The 20,131-nt window shown below is 36.0% G+C and carries 19 protein-coding genes; 12 read left to right on the forward strand and 7 right to left on the reverse strand.

The window, feature by feature from the left end:
• Nucleotides 1-44: 44 nt before the first annotated feature.
• Together ACLMCG_RS02665 and ACLMCG_RS02670 are read right to left on the reverse strand one after the other, a co-directional pair.
• A complete protein-coding gene (locus ACLMCG_RS02665; protein ID WP_413958687.1) occupies nt 45-617 on the reverse strand; it encodes a Crp/Fnr family transcriptional regulator in 573 nt (190 codons plus the stop codon).
• 291 nt (nt 618-908) lie between these two features.
• Complete coding sequence (locus tag ACLMCG_RS02670) at nt 909-1,547, reverse strand: cysteine hydrolase family protein (RefSeq protein ID WP_413958688.1); 639 nt, start codon at nt 1,545-1,547, stop codon at nt 909-911.
• A 373-nt stretch (nt 1,548-1,920) separates the two neighbouring features.
• On the opposite strand from ACLMCG_RS02670, the gene ACLMCG_RS02675 reads away from it, so the two are divergent.
• From ACLMCG_RS02675 to ACLMCG_RS02695, 5 genes are all read left to right on the forward strand, one after another.
• On the forward strand, nt 1,921-4,500 hold the full coding sequence (locus ACLMCG_RS02675) for a DNA translocase FtsK 4TM domain-containing protein (RefSeq protein ID WP_413958689.1): 2,580 nt from the start codon (nt 1,921-1,923) through the stop codon (nt 4,498-4,500).
• A gap of 63 nt (nt 4,501-4,563) precedes the next feature.
• Nucleotides 4,564-5,211, forward strand: coding sequence for a LolA family protein (locus ACLMCG_RS02680; protein ID WP_223598756.1), 648 nt, complete (start codon nt 4,564-4,566; stop codon nt 5,209-5,211).
• Nucleotides 5,212-5,322: 111 nt separating this feature from the next.
• A complete protein-coding gene (locus ACLMCG_RS02685) occupies nt 5,323-6,780 on the forward strand; it encodes an LptF/LptG family permease (RefSeq protein ID WP_413958690.1) in 1,458 nt (485 codons plus the stop codon).
• Nucleotides 6,781-6,889: 109 nt separating this feature from the next.
• Nucleotides 6,890-7,681, forward strand: a complete 792-nt coding sequence (locus ACLMCG_RS02690) for a hypothetical protein (protein WP_223598758.1) — start codon at nt 6,890-6,892, stop codon at nt 7,679-7,681.
• A gap of 77 nt (nt 7,682-7,758) precedes the next feature.
• Complete coding sequence (locus ACLMCG_RS02695; protein ID WP_413958691.1) at nt 7,759-8,394, forward strand: hypothetical protein; 636 nt, start codon at nt 7,759-7,761, stop codon at nt 8,392-8,394.
• A gap of 76 nt (nt 8,395-8,470) precedes the next feature.
• On the opposite strand, the gene ACLMCG_RS02700 is transcribed toward ACLMCG_RS02695, so the two are convergent.
• The gene (locus tag ACLMCG_RS02700; protein ID WP_413958692.1) at nt 8,471-9,532 is read right to left on the reverse strand and encodes a 3-oxoacyl-ACP synthase III family protein; all 1,062 of its coding nucleotides are present in this window, start codon (nt 9,530-9,532) and stop codon (nt 8,471-8,473) included.
• 231 nt (nt 9,533-9,763) lie between these two features.
• Nucleotides 9,764-10,318, reverse strand: a complete 555-nt coding sequence (frr, locus tag ACLMCG_RS02705) for a ribosome recycling factor (RefSeq protein WP_047422796.1) — start codon at nt 10,316-10,318, stop codon at nt 9,764-9,766.
• A gap of 419 nt (nt 10,319-10,737) precedes the next feature.
• Here frr and ACLMCG_RS02710 point away from each other — a divergent pair, with 419 nt between their 5' ends.
• Nucleotides 10,738-12,096 carry a lipase family protein gene (locus ACLMCG_RS02710; RefSeq protein ID WP_413958693.1) on the forward strand — a complete coding sequence of 453 codons (1,359 nt, stop codon included), beginning with the start codon at nt 10,738-10,740 and terminating at the stop codon, nt 12,094-12,096.
• Nucleotides 12,097-12,176: 80 nt separating this feature from the next.
• Here ACLMCG_RS02710 and pyrH read toward each other — a convergent pair whose 3' ends face one another.
• Nucleotides 12,177-12,884: a UMP kinase gene (pyrH, locus tag ACLMCG_RS02715; RefSeq protein ID WP_223598763.1), complete on the reverse strand. Its 708-nt coding sequence runs from the start codon at nt 12,882-12,884 to the stop codon at nt 12,177-12,179.
• A gap of 165 nt (nt 12,885-13,049) precedes the next feature.
• On the opposite strand from pyrH, the gene porQ reads away from it, so the two are divergent.
• From porQ to ACLMCG_RS02740, 5 genes are all read left to right on the forward strand, one after another.
• On the forward strand, nt 13,050-14,042 hold the full coding sequence (porQ, locus tag ACLMCG_RS02720) for a type IX secretion system protein PorQ (RefSeq protein WP_413958694.1): 993 nt from the start codon (nt 13,050-13,052) through the stop codon (nt 14,040-14,042).
• Nucleotides 14,043-14,125: 83 nt separating this feature from the next.
• Nucleotides 14,126-14,800 (forward strand): (d)CMP kinase, encoded by a 675-nt coding sequence (cmk, locus tag ACLMCG_RS02725; protein WP_413958695.1) that lies wholly within the window; start codon nt 14,126-14,128, stop codon nt 14,798-14,800.
• Nucleotides 14,801-14,895: 95 nt separating this feature from the next.
• The gene (locus tag ACLMCG_RS02730; RefSeq protein WP_047375131.1) at nt 14,896-15,246 is read left to right on the forward strand and encodes a YtxH domain-containing protein; all 351 of its coding nucleotides are present in this window, start codon (nt 14,896-14,898) and stop codon (nt 15,244-15,246) included.
• 79 nt (nt 15,247-15,325) lie between these two features.
• On the forward strand, nt 15,326-15,634 hold the full coding sequence (locus ACLMCG_RS02735; RefSeq protein WP_034694332.1) for a phage holin family protein: 309 nt from the start codon (nt 15,326-15,328) through the stop codon (nt 15,632-15,634).
• A 3-nt stretch (nt 15,635-15,637) separates the two neighbouring features.
• Nucleotides 15,638-16,138 carry a phosphoribosyl-ATP pyrophosphatase gene (locus ACLMCG_RS02740; RefSeq protein ID WP_223598766.1) on the forward strand — a complete coding sequence of 167 codons (501 nt, stop codon included), beginning with the start codon at nt 15,638-15,640 and terminating at the stop codon, nt 16,136-16,138.
• A 66-nt stretch (nt 16,139-16,204) separates the two neighbouring features.
• On the opposite strand, the gene ACLMCG_RS02745 is transcribed toward ACLMCG_RS02740, so the two are convergent.
• Entirely contained in the window at nt 16,205-16,930 is a 726-nt protein-coding gene (locus ACLMCG_RS02745) for a TrmH family RNA methyltransferase (protein WP_413958696.1), read from the reverse strand.
• Between ACLMCG_RS02745 and ACLMCG_RS02750 the strand changes: the two genes are divergently transcribed.
• A complete protein-coding gene (locus tag ACLMCG_RS02750; protein WP_413958697.1) occupies nt 16,916-19,525 on the forward strand; it encodes a BamA/TamA family outer membrane protein in 2,610 nt (869 codons plus the stop codon). The genes ACLMCG_RS02745 and ACLMCG_RS02750 overlap by 15 nt on opposite strands.
• Here ACLMCG_RS02750 and ACLMCG_RS02755 read toward each other — a convergent pair whose 3' ends face one another.
• Nucleotides 19,526-20,083 carry a vancomycin high temperature exclusion protein gene (locus ACLMCG_RS02755; RefSeq protein WP_374200534.1) on the reverse strand — a complete coding sequence of 186 codons (558 nt, stop codon included), beginning with the start codon at nt 20,081-20,083 and terminating at the stop codon, nt 19,526-19,528.
• Nucleotides 20,084-20,131: the final 48 nt, after the last annotated feature.

Raw genomic sequence — 20,131 nt, forward strand, 5'->3', positions numbered from 1 at the left:
ATCTCAGCAATTGATTCTGAAACTTCCAAAAATGGTCAATACTATTAAAGAATTTTCTTTCTGATTTTACTTAAAAATTCATGTGTTATTCCCAAATAAGCTGCAACCTGCTGCTGGGTAAGTCGTTGTTCCAATCCGGGATATTTTTCAAGAAATTCAAGATAACGTTTATCTGCCGTTTTACCCGTTAATGAAAGTATTCTTCTCTGCAATGCTACTGAAGATTTCTGGTTCATGATCCTGAAAAGTTTTTCTATCTGAGGCATGGTCTCATACAAATGTTCTTTATCTTTTTTGGAAATCATCAATACTTCGCTTTCTTCAAGAGCTTCAATATTCAGAATACTCGGAACATTATTGATTAAACTGTCGATATCCGTGATCCACCATCCTTCTACTGCAAAATACAAGATTTGTTCAAATCCGTTTTCATTCAGGTAATAGATTTTGAAACAGCCACTCAAAACAAATCCTTCAAAATTACAATAGTTCCCTTCTTTGAGAACAACTTCTTTCTTTTTAAATTTTCTGTATTCAAAAGGCTTCATAAACCGGCTGAAATCCTCTTGGGAAAGATGTATATATTGACTGATATTTTTAAGAAGTAAATCGAACATTGTTTTATTTAAGCAAAATAAAGGTATCAAAATTATTGACACCTTTATTCAATTAAGTTATGTTAAGTTATTTTTGTTCTTAAGCAATGGAACTTCATTTTTTTTGTTGGGTAAACGCAAAGACGCAAGGTTTTATCATTCGTATTGTTTATTTTAAGACACAAGGAAACCGAAGTTTTCAGCAAGATAACCTGTTTAAATTTTATCGGAGATAAAATCTTTGCGCCTTACAGCACAATTTTTAATATCATTTTGCGCCTTTGCGTAACCAAAACAGGTTCACTTTAAAACCTACTTACTTAAAAATTCTTTTGTATTTATTACATGAGCATACAGGTTCCCAAGAGCAGAGATTCCTGCTAAAAAAGATCTTTGAACTTCTGCAGCCTTTACCACTTCCCCATTCAATTCCCGGTTTCTGGTTGCTGTAGCATCTCCAATAATTGTATTATTAAATCCAAAGTCGAAAGCCGCTCTCGTAGTTGCTTCTACACAAACATCCGTCATCATTCCTGTAATGACCAGATTTTTGACTTTGTTCGACTGAAGATAGTTCAGGAGATCCGTTTCCCGGAAACTGTTGGGAAAATGCTTCGTGATTACTTTTTCGTCTTCTTCAGGTAAAACCAACTGATTAATCTTGGCTCCAGCCGTATCCGGAAGAAAAAAAGTAGCTCCCTCATTCGTTGAAATATGCTTAATATGAATGACAGGAAGATTATTTTTCCTAAAATATTCTAAAATCCTTTTGGTGTTTTCTCCAGCCTGCTCAGCATTTTCCAATATCATTTTTCCTCCGGGGAAATAATCATTTTGTACATCGATAATTAATAATGCGGTGTTTTCCATTTTTTGTTTTTGTGCGTTGATTGTAATCATTGAAATAAATATCAGACCTAAGGTCAGAATAATTTTGAATCTGTTTTCCATACATGAAATTTTCTGAGACAAAATTATAACTGTTTCAAATCCTGACCTTTGAACTAGTTCAAAAAACACATCTGATCTTAATAATGTCAATCATAATTTTTAATAGTATTATTTTTTTCATTCCTTTATATTTAAATCAGAAATTTTATTATCTTTTTTAAATAAAAACAAATATGAATGAGTTAATATAATTTAACAGCATCAGATTTGCAATAACAAAAAAAATAGCCCTATTTTTATTTATTATTGCAAACAATATTTTTTAATCAAATTTTAAATAATCGTTGTAAAAATCGGGGATTTCCAAAAAGTTTTTTGGAGAAAAAAGATTCTTTTAGTGTTGAAAAAACATTAAATTTGCGACATTGATATTATGGATAAAAAGACACAAAAAAAACAGACTGAATCGCCTGAAACAGGCAAAATTTTATCTAAGCCACGTATTTTTTCGGGGCTTACTTTTATACTTTTATCGGCTGTTCTTGCATTCTCATTCATTTCTTATTTAATGAACTGGAAAGCAGATCAAAGCCAGGCCGGAACAATGCTTGACAAGAGTATAAAATCTTCCAATATCTTTGGCAAGGCAGGTGACTGGCTGGGGAATATTTTCATTTTCGAAAGTATCGGTATTGCTTCATTCATCATTGCATTTTTATTTCTTGTTGTGGGTACGCTGATTCTTAAGAAGAAAATCTTCAAACCATGGAAAACCTTCGGGCACTCTTTGTTTTTTATCTGCTGGCTTCCGATTTTTATGGGAGCACTTACTAAAGGACAAGGTGTTTTAGGAGGAGTGTACGGGTTTCAGATTATGGATTATCTTAATTCTATTATTGGAACGGTAGGTCTATGGACTGTATTGGCAGCAAGTATCCTTTTATATTTTATTCTTGAGTTTAATCTTCGTCCAAGTTCTATCAAAGCAAAACTGGATAAGATCAATGAAAATACTATTGGAAAAGTAAAATCTATGATTCCTGATTCTAATGATGACTTCGAGGCAGATGAGGAATTGAAAGAAGAAGCTGAAGAAATTGAAGAAACAGCTCCATCGCGTGTTACGGTAAGTGATGTTACCAATAGCACTTCCAACAATTCAATCCATACAGTAAAAGAACCAGAACCTGTAAGTGTTCCGAAAGGATTTCCGGAAGTTCCGGTTTCAACCGATATAGAAACCATTACGACTCCAAACCACACTTCTTTTGAAGCGGAGCCGAGAGAGGTTGCCCAGCCGGTAAGTTTAAATCTTTCTACAAAACCTATTGTTCCGGTTTCTTCTCCGGAAGAAGCATTTGATATCAGACCATCTGCTCCATCTTCTGCTGTAAACACTGCACCGGCACAGGAAAACATTAAATTCAATGTAGAAGTAGCTCCCGTAATTGACATTCTGGATGATTCTGATAAAAAATCTCAGGAATTGATAGAAAAGCATGGTTTATATGATCACAAGCTTGATCTGGCTAAATTCCAAATGCCGCCTGTAGAATTACTGAAAGATTATGGCAGTGAAGAAATTTCCATCAATAAAGAAGAATTAGAAGAAAATAAAAACAAGATCGTTGGGCTTCTGAAAAACTTCAACGTCGGAATCGCAGAGATCAAGGCAACAATAGGTCCTACTGTTACATTATATGAAATTGTACCGGAAGCGGGAATCAGAGTAGCAGCTATTAAAAAACTTCAGGATGATATTGCATTGAACCTTTCTGCTTTAGGAATCAGGATTATTGCTCCGATGCCAGGGAAAGGAACAATTGGTATTGAGGTACCAAGAAAAAACCCTACCATGGTTTCTATGCGTTCTGTAATTGCTTCTCAGAAATTCCAGAATACAGACATGGATCTTCCGGTGGTTTTCGGAAAAACGATTTCTAACGAAATTTTTATGGCCGATCTTTCAAAGATGCCTCACTTACTGATGGCGGGTGCAACAGGTCAGGGCAAATCTGTAGGGATTAATGCAATCCTTACCTCACTTCTTTATAAAAAACACCCAAGTGAACTGAAGTTTGTTATGGTGGATCCTAAAAAAGTGGAACTTTCTTTATATTCAAAAATTGAAAGACATTATTTAGCAAAACTGCCGGATGCAGAAGAAGCAATCATTACAGATACCAATAAAGTAATCAATACACTGAACTCTCTTTGTATTGAGATGGACACACGATATGATCTTCTTAAAAATGCTTTCTGTAAAAACCTGAAAGAATACAACAAGAAATTTGCAGAAAGAAAATTAAACCCTGAAAACGGACACCGTTTCTTACCTTATATTGTATTGGTAGTAGACGAGTTTGCAGATTTGATCATGACTGCAGGAAAAGAGGTAGAATTACCAATTGCCAGACTGGCACAGCTTGCAAGAGCCGTAGGAATTCACCTTATCGTAGCAACACAAAGACCGTCTGTAAACGTAATTACAGGTATGATTAAAGCCAACTTCCCTGCAAGAGCTGCCTTCAGAGTAATCTCCAGTGTAGACTCCAGAACGATTCTCGATTCTCCGGGAGCAGATCAGCTGATTGGTAAAGGTGATATGCTTTATTTCAATGGAAATGAGATATTAAGACTTCAATGTGCTTTCGTAGATACACCAGAGGTAGAAAGACTTGCTGAGTTTATTGGAGAACAGAAAGGATATGCTTCTGCATTCTTACTTCCTGAATATGTTTCTGAAGACTCTACAAGTACAGTAGGTGCTTTTGACCCGAACGAAAAAGATGCTTTATTTGAAGAAGCAGCAAGAATTATCGTTTCTACCCAACAAGGTTCTACCTCAATGCTTCAGAGACAATTGAAACTGGGATACAACAGAGCCGGAAGAATTATGGATCAGCTTGAAGCCAGCGGTATCGTGGGAGGTTTTAACGGAGCTAAAGCAAGAGAGGTCCTGATCAGTGATCTTCATTCTTTGGAACAGTTTTTGGAAGACTTGCGTAGTTAAGGGAAAAATTGAATGATTTAACCTTTCAAAATTTAAAATGTCTAAAGATTATTAAATAAAAAAATGAAAAATATTATTTCAAAAGTTATATTAGGAAGTTTTGTTGTAGGTGCAGTAGGTATAGCCAATGCTCAGAAGATTGATGCTAAGGCTAAAAAGATATTGGATGATATTACAGCCAACTACAATTCTAAAAAGAATTCTTACTTCAAATTTTCTTTTGGAAGCGGCCTTAACGGGCAGGTGACGAAAACTGAACCAGGTATTTATTATGCTGCGGGAGAAAAATACAAACTGAAGATCATGGATACGGAACAGATCTTTGATGGAAGCAAGATTTACAATATCAATGCAGATGATATGGAAGTAACAGTCGCTAAGCCTAACGGAAGCGGCACCATGTTCTCCCCTATCAACTACCTTACAACTTACAGAAACGATTACAATGTAACATATAACGGTAAGAAGATGGTAAATGGTGTGAATGCTGATTTCATTAAACTGACACCGGTAAAAGCAAACGGAATACAGTTCGTATATCTTTTTGTAGATTCTGCTAAAAAACAAATGGTAAAGCTGGAACAACACGGAAACAACAAAGATGTGGCCGTAATTGCGATTAAAGAATACAAAGAAAATCAGCAACTGGACCCTAATATGTTTGTTTTTGACAAGAATAAGTTTAAAAATTACGTAATTACGGAACTTTAAAAAGCTGAAAGTGAATTGGCAAATGAGCAAATTTGCTTTTTAAGTTAAAAAAATAACAAAATATAAAAAGCCACAAGTAAAACTTTGTGGCTTTTTGATTAATTTTGGCGCATGTTAAAAATACTAGACCGATATATCATAAAAACCTTCTTTGGACCGTTTTTCTTTATATTCAGCGTATTGTTTTTTATTTTTATTGTAAACATTATCTGGGTTCAGTTAGGACAGTTTATGGGAAAAGGATTAAGCTACTGGCAGATCCTTAAACTTCTTTTTTATCTTGGGGTAAACGTCATCAGCATGGTGTTACCGCTTACTATTCTCCTTGCGAGTATTATGTCGTTTGGAGAATTTGGGGAACGGTATGAGCTCGCAGCAATGAAAGCGGCAGGAATTCCTTTGACCAGAGTAATGACTCCCCTACTGGGAATTTCAACAGCGCTTGCCATTATGTTGTTTTTCTTCTCCAATAATATTATCCCGGATTTTCAGAAAAAGGCTAAGAATATGCTTTTTAATATTGCCCAGACAAAACCGGCAATCAACTTTACTCCGGGCCAATTTATTGATCAGATCCCCGGTTATATGGTAAAGTTTGACAAAATATACGGAGAAAACGGAGAAAATATTGAAGGAGTTTTTGTACATAAAAAAGCCAATGCTTACGAAAATCAACAATCTGTTGTAGCAGAAAAAGGAAAATTTGTTCCTGCAGCTAATAAGAATTTCCTGAAGCTTGTTTTATATAACGGATATGTATTTGAAGATGCCTTTGCCGGAAAAGGAGATAATGTAAGACAGAAACAACCCGATCAGGCCATTAAATTTGACACATTGGTTTCTCACTTTGACATCAGTGAAATCATTAATAAAGCGATCGAAAAAGAGCAGATCACGGATGACTACCGTTTTCAGACTTACAATCAGCTTGACGGAACAATTAGCAAAAACAAAAAAGATAATAAGCAGTTCTTTGATAATATTGGCTCCGAGATTCTTAACCAGACCAATTCCGTTGTGACTTATATGGATAAAGGCAATAAGCATAAAGTAGCTCCAAAAACACAGATCAAGTTAGATACGGTAAAAGGAGAAAAAAAGCTTGAAATCCTTTATAATTCGTACACCAGACTGGATAACCTGAAGTCTACACTGGAGTCTAAGAAGAATGAATATAGTTCCAATGTAAAATATTTCAGCAAGGTTGTTATTTATCAACAGAGAATTGTAGCATATTCGGTGACCTGTATTATCTTCTTCCTGATTGGAGCCAGTTTAGGTTCTATCATCAGAAAAGGAGGAATGGGGCTTCCGGTAATCATCGCTATTGTGATTTTCATTATTTTCTATGTAATGAATGTTGGGGTAGAAAACATGTCATGGAGCGGAAAAATGAATCCTTACCTTGCCGCGTGGCTTCCTAACCTGATCCTTCTTCCTTTTGGAGTCTGGATGACGTATAAAGCCCTTACGGATTCACAATTATTTGATGCTGAAAAATACAAAGCACTATTCAAACCTATAACTAAAAAGTTTACCAAAAGTAAAGAACATCAGAGATATCAATAATTCTGATATCAATAATAAAAGTAAAAAGCTCCGATTTTTTTTCGGAGCTTTTTTGTTGAGTTATTTTGAATATAAAAAATTATATTTGCTGGAACTTAAAAACAATACCATGAAGAAATTACTACTTATTGGCCTTTTCGGTCTTGTATCCCTGAATGCTTATGCTCAGGATCAGGATGAAAACGGAACCTACAACGGTGAAAAATACGGCTACATCATTGACAAATCCGGAAAAAAGACTGAAGGCGTTGTCCATCTGCACGGAGGATATTCCAGTCCGTGGCAAAATCAGTTAAAAGTAAAATTTGCAGCCATTGCTGATATTGACAAAGTAAAAAACAAGATCAAATTCAAAACCTACGACACAGGCGATATTAAAGAATATATGGTGTATGAAGGTGATACTCCAAGAATCTTTAAATCGGTAAAATATTCGAACATGAGAGAAGCTTTAAACAGTTCTGAAAGCTTAACAGGGTTGTCAGCAGGTTTTAAAGCGATCAATAATCTTTCAAGAACAGATCAGTTCGCAGAAGTAGTGACAGAGGGTAAAGTAACCGTTTATAAACTCTATGGTTATCCTACAGCTCTTTCTCCCAACAGCACGCAGGCAATTACACAGGCAGAAACAGACCGTTTAAGAGAAAATCCGAATTATATCTTTTCTAAAAAAGGCGGAAAAGTGGAAGAACTTACTCCTGCAAAAGCAAAAGTCATCCTTGCAGACTGTCCATATGTAAAAGCAAAAATAGCAAAAGGAGAATATGGTTCTCTTAAAAATGAAGAAAAGAAGAGATCCGGTTTCGGGAAATTTATCAGAGATGAAATCAGCAATGCTACAGTAGATAAACTTTCAATTATCAATGAAGTGATTTATGATTACAATGAAAATTGCAAATAAAAACTAAGGCTTTCAATCGAAAGCCTTTTTCATGGCATTATTTTTTTATTTTTATCCACCACCAAACCATTTGTCTTATGAAAATTCTATTTCTCACAGCAAGTTTATTTCTTGTTATTTCATGTAAAAATGATAAAGCAGTTCATAAAGAATCTGCTTCAATAGACAGTTCTGTTGCCAAAAAGGATTCTGCACAGACCAGCACTGCGGAAGATCCAATTGATCAGATTAAAAAAGGGTATGCTGCCCTTCAGGCTCAATTGGAGGCTAAAAAACTAAGTCAATCAAAATTTACTTATGATTGTAATGATGAACCTTCAGGGGAAGTTACTTTCCATTCGGACAAAAATGAGATCAAAGTGATTGAGCATTTTTACGCAGAACACAGTCATTTCTCCGGATCTGAAAAATATTTTATAAAAGATGGAAAGCCTTTCTTTATATTCAGACAGGAAACTGTATGGAATTTTGATGGCGGTACTCCCGAAAAACCTGTTACAAAAGATGATATTACAGAAACCCGTATCTATCTTCAGAATGACAAACCCTTGAAATGCCTTGAAAAGAAATACAGCATAAAATCTGATCAGAAAGAAAAAACAGCGGATAACATTCCAGGTAAAGAAGTGCAGTGTAATGTAGATGAATTACTCAAGACCTATCAGTCTCTATTAAAACACAAAGACCAAAAAGGATCAATAGAATGCCTGTAAAAGCAAAAGAGGTTGTTTCAAAAGTCAAATGATTTAACACTTGTCATTGACACAACCTCTTTTATTCTTTTATGTTTTAAAATTTGTAAACAAAAGCATTGATATTCATTCCTGCCCCTACAGAAGCAAATAATACCACATCATCTTTCTGTATTTTATGATGTTCAAGCTCATCCTTTAAAATCATCGTCAGCAAAGATGGAATGGTCGCCACACTGCTGTTTCCAAGCTTATGAATGACCATAGGCATTATATTTTCAGGAACCGGTGTATTATACAATTGGTAAAATCTGTTAACAATAGCCTCATCCATTTTTTCATTAGCCTGATGAATGATAATTTTATTTAACTGACTAATGGAATATCCACTGCTGTCCAGGCATTTTTTCATGGCATCAGGAACATTTACTAAGGCAAATTCATAAATTTTTCGCCCATCCATTTTGATGTATTTTGTATCCGGGCATTTATCATTGTTATAAGATTTCCCAAAATACAGATAATCTTTCTCCTCAAAGGTATAGGAAGCTGACAAGTGGGCCTTTATTCCGGAGTCATCATCATTATTTACTTCCAGAACAGCCGCTCCTGCTCCATCAGCGTAGATCATACTGTCCCTGTCATGAATATCGACTACACGGGAAAGAGTTTCCCCGCCAATCACCAGACATCGTTTTGCAATACCAGCTTTAATAAATGCATTAGCCTGTATCACACCTTCAATCCAGCCGGGACATCCAAAAAGGACATCATACGCCACACAGAAGTTATTTCTGATTCCTAATAAATGCTTTACCCTTGCCGCAAGGCTTGGAACCGCATCGGATTGAACTGTTCCAAAACGAACATCTCCAAAATTATGGGCAAAAATAATATAGTCTAATGTCTCAGGATCTATTCCCGCATTTTCAATGGCAGCCTTTGCTGCAATAAATCCAAGATCTGAAGTAACCTCTGTACTATGAGCGTATCTTCTTTCTTCAATACCCGTAATTTTTTTTAATTTATCTGTAATAGATGTATTATTTTCTTTTAATAATATACCCTTTTCATTAAGAAAAATATGCTTATCAAAAAACAGATTGGTTATCGTTTCAGATGGTATGTAGTTGCCTACACCAATAATCTTCGTCATCACTTTTAAAATGTTTAATTTCCTGTTTTAAGTTAAGTCTGCAGGAATAATTCTATAAATATAATGAATTAACGCAAATACTCATCAATATATTATGGAATGATCCCTCTTTACGATAAAGTTCTAAACAAAAACACCAAATACATAGTTTAAAAGCAATAGAACAAGCTTATCTGGAAGAAAAAAAAGAGGCTTCCCATCGGAAACCTCTCTTTTATTTTCAACAACTGAAAATTATACTTTCATAATTTCAGCTTCTTTTGTCTTAAGATGCTCATCGCAAAGCTTTACATATTTGTCTGTATAAGTCTGGATTTCTTCTTCCACTCCTTTTACAACATCTTCAGAAACACCGTCTAATTTTTTAAGTTCTTTCAAACCGTCCTGTCTTGCGTTTCTTACTGTTACTTTAGTGTTTTCAGTTTCCACTTTAGCCTGTTTTGCAAGCTCTTTTCTTCTTTCCTCTGTTAAAGGCGGAACATTCAGAATAATGTTTTCTCCGTTGTTAGAAGGTGCGAAACCTAAGTTTGAATTGATGATCGCTTTCTCAATCGCATTGATTGCAGTTCTGTCCCAAGGTTGAATAGAGATTGTCATTGCATCCGGAACAGAAACATTCGCAACCTGGTTGATAGGAGTCATTGCTCCATAGTATTCTACCATTACATCCTGAACCATTGATGTAGAAGCACGTCCTGCTCTAATTCTTTGAAATGCGTGATCCAGGTGCTTTACAGCTGCATCCATGTCTTGTTTTACAGATTCTAATATAAGATCTAATTCTTCCATTATTATATTAAAGTTTGATAAATTACACATCTATTAATTAATCTGAATATCAATTAGTTAAAACTTAAAAACCCTGTAAACACCAGTGTTCTTTCACTGTTTTAAACTATTTTTTTCTATTCAGTGCTGCAAAAATAATGATTGTTTTTGAATAATAGGTATTTCACAGATGGATTTTGTGTACTTGTCCCTGCTTAAAAAAAAGAAGATGGCTTTTAATGGTCCTAAATGAAGTCTTCCGGTACAAATACCTATAGGATATTTTGGTTATTTCTACTGATTTACAAGCCATTTTTTATGACTTATTTTACTTTATCATTTAGTAAAGTTCTCAACAGAGATTATAATATCACACAAAAGAGAATTTTATGTAAAAGAATTCATAATCACTTTATAAACTAATTTAAACCAATCACATTATGACAAATCCATCTTTAGATGCCTATCAACAAGTATTTGGTATGGCAGGTCTTGCCAACCGCGCAGGAGGCTACAACGGTTTTGGTATCCAGCTACAGCAACAGCTTCAGTATGATTTATCCTATTATTTTAACAATGTTCCTCCTGTTAAAATAATGGATCAGAAAACACCTTCCACAGCTAATCCTTCAGTTCTATCGGAATTAGGAAGCTGGGATCTTGTCTGGGGTCCTGCCCTGATCGAAGAAAAAAATGAAAAGGGAGTTCCTACAGGAGTTGCAGATAATGCATTATACGTAGTTAAATGTGACGCTGTTGCATTTCCGGGAGGTCCTACATTGCCCGCTTATGTTGTTGCTATTGCAGCAACTAATCCATCATCCCTTTACGATTGGGAAACAGAAGATTTCTCAGTTTCAGAAGTGGTAAACTGGACGACTTATAACCCTTCCAATTTTGCTCCATCACCTTATAATGGTACTGATCCTTATATTTCAAAAGGTACAGCTACCGGTGTAAGCATCCTTCTCGGACTTGAAAGCCCAGATTCTGCAGCTTCACCTAAAACTACACTGCAGCAGTTTCTTGCAGGCTTAAATCCGGAACCGGGTACAGCTATTATATTTTGCGGACATAGTCTTGCAGGAGCATTATCGCCTACCCTTGCTCTTTATCTGAAAGAAAATAAAGATCTGAATGCATTCGGTGTAAAACTTGTATATCCTACCGCCGGACCAACTCCGGGTGAGGCAGCATTTGCCAGCCTGTTCAACAGCAAATTCCCACCGTTGCCACCAGGATGGCAGCAACAATCAGGTACCTACCAAAGTTGGAATACCATGCACTGGAATGATCTGGATGTTGTCCCTCATGCGTGGCCGGTATCAGAACTGGAAAAAATTGCAACTATATATGGACAGGCCACTACCAATATGACGGCTTCCATATTAAAAGCTTTACAAAAGATGGCTATTGATGATTCTTCAAAATCAGGAGCCAACTATACAAGAATACAAAACCAATCGCTTCCGGGCCAACTACAACACTCAAGCAGTTCCTCGATCAGCATCAAAACACCTCCGGCAACCTTACAAGATTATATGCTTCAGTTATCAGTACAACATGTGGGCATGTATAATGGTATTCCTGCAACCGGATCTGATCCTCAGGTGACTGGTCTTATTCTACCAAAGCCATTGCCCAAACCGGACGTTGTGAAGCTGGTACCGGGAGTAACTGCTGTCACCGAGTTTGAGATGATCATGAAAATAATAAATCAGATCATTGAATGGGTTTTCTCCCACTACACTCTGGTTGAAAAGGAAAATGCCACGCAAAATATTGAAGCAGATAAATAGGCATTAAAACTGCTATAAAAACAAAACACCTGTCACGATAATCGTGGCAGGTGTTTTTTATATTTTTTCTAATAAATTGATTATAAATCAACCAAAGTACCTACATTTTCTCCGTCAACAATTTTTGAAAGGTTACCATCTTTATTCATATCGAATACAATGATTGGCAATTTGTTTTCGTGGCTCAAAGTAAAGGCAGTCATATCCATTACTTTAAGATTTTTTTCAAATACTTCATCGAAAGATAATGAATTGTATTTTACAGCATTAACATTCTTTTCAGGATCGCTGTCATAGATACCGTCTACTCTTGTTCCTTTTAAGATTACATCAGCTCCAATTTCGATTGCTCTCAAAGTAGCGGCTGTATCTGTAGTAAAATAAGGGTTTCCAGTTCCTGCTCCGAAGATGACAACTCTTCCTTTTTCAAGGTGTCTTACCGCTCTTCTTTTGATGAAAGGTTCAGCTACTTTATCCATTTCGATAGCAGACTGAAGTCTTGTCTTGATGCCTGCATCTTCCAACGCCCCTTGCAATGCCATACCATTAATGACTGTTGCCAGCATTCCCATATAGTCTCCCTGCACTCTGTCCATTCCTTTTGCAGCTCCTGCAACACCACGGAAGATATTTCCTCCTCCAATCACGATCGCAACTTCACAGCCTTTTTCAACTACTTTTTTGATTTCAACAGCATATTCCTGTAGTCTTTCGGTATCAATACCATATTGTCTGTTTCCCATTAAGGCCTCACCGCTCAGTTTCAGAAGGATTCTTTTATATTTCATCTTTTATTTTTAATAACTTTTTACTAGTAGGGTTTCCCCGGAATTTGATTTTGCAAATATAATCATTAAAAATTTTGATAAAAGAAAAATATTAAATAGAAATAATGTAAGAAATATTTTGAAAAGTACGAAAAAGGATTATTTTTGCATTAATTATAAATTGAGTTGAAGAAAATTATCATTTTTTCATTATTTCTATCAGGAATTGTTTCTTATGCGCAAACAGGAACAAATGTTTATCCGTTCTTAAATGTACCTGTATCTGCAAGACAGGCTGCTTTGGGTGGCGATGCAATTTCGATAAGAGATTATGATGTTTCCTTTGCTATTGCAAACCCTGCCCTATTAAATAAAGATTCTGACAAACAGCTTTCTGTAAACGCAACAGCTTATCTTGCCGATTCAAAATACGGAACTATTGCTTATGCCAAAGACTTTGATAATGGCCATATGGCTACCATCAATGCCAGGTATATGAGCTATGGAAGTACACCGAGAACGGATGAAAGCGGTTTCGAAAACGGAGAATTCAAAGCTTCGGATGTAGCCATTGGCGCAGGCTATGCCTACCAGTTTGAGGAAGACTGGACAATTGGTGGAGGACTTAATTTTGTTACCTCAAAAATTGACAACTATACTTCTTCCGCAATTTCAGGAACAGCGGGAGTTACCTATCATAATAAAAAAAACAAAGAAGTACTTTCTTTGGTAATGAGAAATTTTGGTTTCCAGCTGAAATCATTCAATGGGACAAGAGAAAATCTTCCCTTCAGAATTGATCTTGGATATACCAGGATAATCAAAAACTTCCCTCTTGCGATTACCATTACAGCGCATGATCTTCAGAAGTTTGACATTTCTTCAGAATATAATCTGGACGGACAGAAAGTGAATGCCGGCAGAAAAATTGCAGACCACTTTTCATTGGGAGCTGAATTGTTTCCGGAAAAGAATTTCAACATCCGGTTGGGTTATAATGTAAAAAGAGGAAATGAACTGGCGGTTGCAGATCAGAGAAATTTCTCAGGACTTTCTGCAGGATTTGGAGTTAAAGTTTCCAGATTTCGTATAGATTATGCACACGTAAGATATCACAACTCTTCTAATGTCAATCAGATAGGAATTTCTATGGACCTTTCAAGCCACAGAGGAGAGTAATCTTCCGGCTTAAATTTTCTTAATTATTCTGAATTTTTCTTACTTCCTCTTGATTTTTAAGAAAAAATCTTGAAATTTGCAGTATGAAAAAACCTGTAATTGCTATCGATGGGTACTCGTCTACCGGAAAAAGTTCTATCTCTAAAATCATTGCAGATAAACTGGGACTTATTCATATGGACACAGGAGCTCTCTACCGAGGAGTTACCTGGTATGCATTGCAGCACTGTCTGGACGAAAATGAAGGAATTGATCTGGATATATTATTCTCTTCTTTAGACCAGATCAGCCTTGAGTTTAAAAATAACGACGGAACACTTATTCTTTTCCTTAATGATACGGATATCTCTAAAGAAATTCGTACCAATATAGTATCTGACAATGTAAGCCTTGTTGCCAAGCAGAAAGAAGTAAGAGACTTTTTGCTGCAGTCACAGCGCACTTTGGCAGAAAAAGGAGGTGTTATTATGGATGGACGTGACATTGGGACAGTAGTTCTGCCAAATGCTGACTACAAATTCTTTCTTACTGCCAGTATTGATGAAAGGACCAAAAGAAGGTTTCTGGAACTACAAGGTTTGGGAATTGAAGCAGATAAAGAACAGGTAAAGCAGAACCTTATAGAACGTGATAAGATTGACAGCGAGCGTGAAATAGCCCCATTAAAGCAGGCTGAGGACGCCATAGTTATTGATAATTCGGAACTGACCAAAGAAGAAACAATAGAGCTTATTTTATCTCACATCGAAAAGATTTAACAATTTTTAATAGGCTTAAAGCCTCCTTTGGTATACAAATTGTAAGTTTTATTACTGTAAAAACTAATCTATTATTAATTATTAAAAAACTTAAAATGTCTAGAAAAGGAAATAATACAGCAGGTATATTGGCAGGACTTCTTGCAGGTGCTGCGGCAGGTGTAATCTTAGGAATGCTTTATGCACCGGAAGAAGGTAAAGAAACCAGAAAAAAAATCAAGGATAAAGCAAATGATCTTAAAGATCAGGCTAAAAATAAATACGGAGAGGTTTCTGAAAAAGTAAAAGACCAATATGGCAATATTTCTTCTACTTTCAAAGAAACGGCAAGCAGCGTAGCACATACTGTGAAAGACGGATATGACAAATATAAAGATCAGATTGTTTCTAAAACTGCAGATTTGGCAAAAGATGTAGAAGCAGAACTGAACGATCTAAAAAAATAAGTAATTTATCTTTTTAAGTAAATTACAGAAAGGAACTTTTGCACAAAAGTTCCTTTTTTTGTAACTTTAAAAAAAAACAATGATAGAAACTATTAAAGAATACGCCTCCAAGAGAATAGATCTTCTGAAAATTGAAGCGACTGAAAAGTCGTCTCTTTCTGCCGGGCTCATTACTTACTTTGTAGTACTGCTTGTTGCTTTTGCTTTTTTTATTATCCTTTTCAATTTTGGAATCGCTTTCCTTATCGGAAAAGCACTGGATAATTATTCTTACGGATTCTTAATTGTTGCTGCATTCTATGCACTGGTAATGGCATTCGTCGTTGCCTTCAAAACTAAGATCGTAAATACTGTTGCAGATCAGGTTATTAAATTTTTAAATCATTAAACTATGGGCAGAAAATACGAGAGCATAGAAGAATTAAGAAGAAAGAAAAAACTGCTTCAAGGTGAAATAAGTGATCTGGAGAATCTTCTTACCTTCAAAAATACGAAGGAAAGCCTGAGTGCATTTACCAACGGATTAAGTGATCAGTACCTTCAGGAAAAAATAGATGAAGACGGTGATGAAAAAGTAGTTCTCAGAAAGGACATCATTGCCAAGCAGCTTACCTCAGAAGTAAAAGATTTGTTGATTAACAAAAATACCGCTGTAGGAATTGCAAGCTCTGCTTTCAAAGGTGGTAATATTACAGACAGCCTTGTTAAACTAGGAGTTACCGCTATTGTAGGAAATTACGCCAAAAAGAACATGAAAAGCTCCAACTGGAAGAAAAAACTTATTGGTGCTGCATTGATCTACCTTGCGCCTATAGCATTGAAGTATGTCAGAAAAAAGATGGAAGTATATCAGAAAAATAAAAGTGTTTCCAGTATGGAACAACTGATTTAAGGAATTAGGGCTTAGGATTTAGAAAATAGTTTACATTTTCACTTCCTAGGCCCTAATTTCTAAATCTTATTTTGAAAATAACTGACCTAAAATAATCCCCGCAGCCATTGAAACATTCAGGCTTTCTGTAGACTGGGATTTTCCAAATCTTGGAATACTGATACTTTTTTGTAAAAGCTTTTCAGTTTCCGGTCTCATTCCGTTTCCTTCATTTCCTAAAATCAGATTGATTTTTTCAGGTTTCTCAAACGTGTAGATGTTCTCCCCTTCCATATCCGTTCCGATATTTATATTTTCCGTTGCAGAAAGATATTCCACAAGATCAGTATACACTACATTAACCCTTGTAAAAGAGCCCATAGTTGCCTGAATCACTTTTGGATTGTAGACATCTACGGTATCTTCACTGCAGATGATTTGTTCTATCCCGAACCAGTCTGCCAGTCGTATAATGGTCCCTAAATTTCCGGGATCCTGTATTCCATCCAAAACCAGCTGTATATTCTTATCCGTCAATTTTTCTTCCTCGGCAAGACAGCATACCGCTACGGAATCTTTTGGCGTTTTAAGAAAACTGATTTTTTTTAATTCATTTTCAGAGATATGGATAACGGGAATATCAGTACGGTCCAATTTTTGTGGATCGGTTGAAAATATTTCTTTAACTTTAAAGTTAGAATTAAAAAGTTCACAAATGATTTTATTACCTTCAACCAAAAACAAATTGTATTTTTGTCTGAACTTCTTTTTATCTAAAGATTGTAAAACTTTTATTGTATGAGCTGTAAGCATTATAAGAATTCTCCTCAAAAATATTATAAAATTATCTCATTTGCAACATTTGTTGGTCTCCTTTATGCTTGTAGTACGACAAAAAAAGTTCCTGAAGGCGAATACCTGCTTACCAAGAACACATTAGGGTTCGAGGATAAGAAAGAATTTTTCGATGAGGAACTGAAAGATTATATTCAGCAAAAGCCCAATAAAAAGCAATTCCTTTTCATGCCATTAAGTCTTCTTCTGTACAATATGGCTGATCCGAAATATGATACGATACTTAATGAATACATGACTTATCCTGGTGAAATGAGAAATCAGAAGCTGAGAGACTCTTTATTCCTTAAATACGATATGAAAAGTAGTGTCGGAAAAAGCCTGCTGTTCGATCGTTTACTGCATAATTGGGGAACACCACCGGTAATTCTTGATCAGACCAGAAGTGAAAAAAGCGCTGAGTCTATTAAAAAAAGACTTACTTACAGAGGATATTGGGATGCAGACGTAACCTTTAAACATAGCCTGGACTCTGCTTCAAAAAAAGCAACCGTTAATTATTCTATTAAACATAACGACCCTACCATGATCAAGGATTATTTTTACAATATTCCGGATCAGGGTATCAAAGGCTACTACAACTATAATCTGAACAAAAGTCTTGTGAGATCCGGGCAGATACTTGACCAGACCGTTCTTGAGAGAGAGGTAACCCGAATTACTGATATGATGAGAGAGTTTGGTTTCTACAGATTCAACGCCTCGAATGATGAGGTATATTTTGTGGCAGATTCTCTTAAAAGCAGAAAGCAGATTCCTTTGACACTGGAAATCCATAAAGACTCTCTGGATACACCTTATAAGATTTCAACTTTCGGAAATATAGATGTTGCCATTGTAGATGAGCCTGGTGATTACCCTAAAAATACAAAAAAAGACAGCTTAAGAAGAATAAGGTTCCATACGATGAATGACAAATATAAACTTTCATCTATATGGAGAGCTATTATTCCGGACAGTAAAAAGGTTTTTGATCAGACTAAGCTTGATGTAACCAAGAGAAACCTTTTGGCCATGAATAATTTCAGCATCGTTAAGGCAAGAGATTCCCTGAGACAAGGAGGAATGTCTTCACCTAACGACAGTATTGTTGATTTATTATATGTATTAAAACCGCTTCCGAAGTACGAATTTAAACTGGGAACAGATATCAATTATTCTCAGGTCTTAAATCTCGGTATCTCTCCTTCCGTAGACCTTACTACCCGAAACGTTTTCAGAGGGGCAGAAAACCTTTCCACAAGCCTTTCAGGGACATTTGGATCGATCAGAAGTACCAAGGATATTGATAAAAGAGTTGCCGCCTATGAGATATCAGCTCAGGCATCTTTGAATTTCCCGAGGCTTTTGCTTCCTTTTAATTATTATAAATTCATTCCTAAAAGATATACGCCAACTTCATCTATTTTGTTGGGGGCATCCATACAGAACAATATCGGTTTGGGAAGGTTGATTTTCAATACGGGGCTGAACTATCAGGCAAGTGTTAATGATCAGGTGTATCACAAGCTTACTTTATTCAATACTCAGATCAGTTTGACAAAAAATAAAGATGCCTACTACGATTACTTTGTGAATGACGGAAGGGTAAAAGATGAAGTTTTCGGAAATTATTTTATGTTTAACCCGGAAACTGCGCAAACCGGACAAGATTATAAAGATGGAAAACTCAGTGTAGATGAGGTTTCCAAAAAGATTATTGAGAATGATGCTTACCGTGGAAGTCTCGATCAGCAGGGAAGAGATCTTTTAACAGCATTTACAGGAACTTTGGTGAACAAAGACAGACAGACGCAGGATGTGCTTATTTCTTCCATGATTTATAACTTTGTATACAGTGAAATCGGGAAAAAAGAATATCCAAATGCCTTTTATTTCAATGGGAAAGTTGAGCTTGCAGGTAATATTTTAAGCTTATTCAATAAAAAGGATAACGACGGAGGTGTTGTTACCGGTCCTCAAAAAACCATTTTCGGACTTCCATATGCACAGTTTATAAAATTTGATATTGATGCCAGGAAGTATTTTAAATTCAATGGAAACCAGACATTGGTACTTCGCCAGTTTATCGGGGTTGGAATACCGTATGGAAATTCTCAGGATATGCCGATCATCAAATCATATTTTAATGGAGGTTCCAACGATATCAGAGCCTGGGTGGCATTTGGAGGGTTAGGTCCTGCAGATTCTCAGGTGGATGAAAGAGTACGTACTTACATGACAGATAATTTGAAGCTTACCACCAATATTGAATACCGAATTCCATTCAATAAGACTTATGAGGGAGCTTTATTTACCGATATAGGAAATACATGGAGCCTTCGTAACTATAATGACGGATATGGGGACGAGTTTAAATTCAATAAGTTTCTGAAGCAGGTAGGTATCGGAAGTGGATTCGGATTAAGGGTTAATATCGCCTATGTAACGGCCAGAATTGACCTTGCTTATAAGATCTATGACCCGAATAAACCTGATGGAGACCGATGGAGATTCAAATATATCCAGCCTTTTAAACCTACTGTTAATATCGCGTTCGGATATCCTTTCTAATCAATCCGGAGAAACGCCTAAAATAAAATAGACTACAGCAATCACACGGGCGAGGATTTCCCTCGTCTGGTTTCTGTAGAAACTTTCGGACTTTGTGACATCCTGAGCATCAAATCCCAAAGCATTCATATCATTATTTCTCGCAAAAAACAAAGCCCTAAGGTTGTGATATCCCTGAGATACAATAATGACATTCTTCTTTTTATACACATCCTTACAACGGAGAATACTTTTATAGGTATTGAAACCTTTCGGGTCTTCCACAATAATATCTTCAGGAACCCCTTCCAGATAAACCAGGTAATTTTTCATTGCTCTCGGCTCATTGTAACCTGTACTCTTCTCCCCGCTCACTATAATTTTCTTGATCTTCCCATGATGATAAAGAAGAGCCGCAGCATCCATTCTTTTCGTAAAATACGGATTAGATTTTCCAGATCTCATTTTCGGAGATGTTCCCAAAACCAATGCTACTTCTCTTGGCGGGATTTTTGAGATTTTAGTATAGGTTCTCCCGTTGGTAAGCCCGAAAACCCACACATTACAGAAGCATATCATCAGAATTCCTAATTCCAATGATATAAAGCCCAGGTTAAATATGTTCCT

It is taken from the genome of Chryseobacterium sp. S90, from assembly GCF_047444895.1.
GTDB lineage: Bacteria > Bacteroidota > Bacteroidia > Flavobacteriales > Weeksellaceae > Chryseobacterium.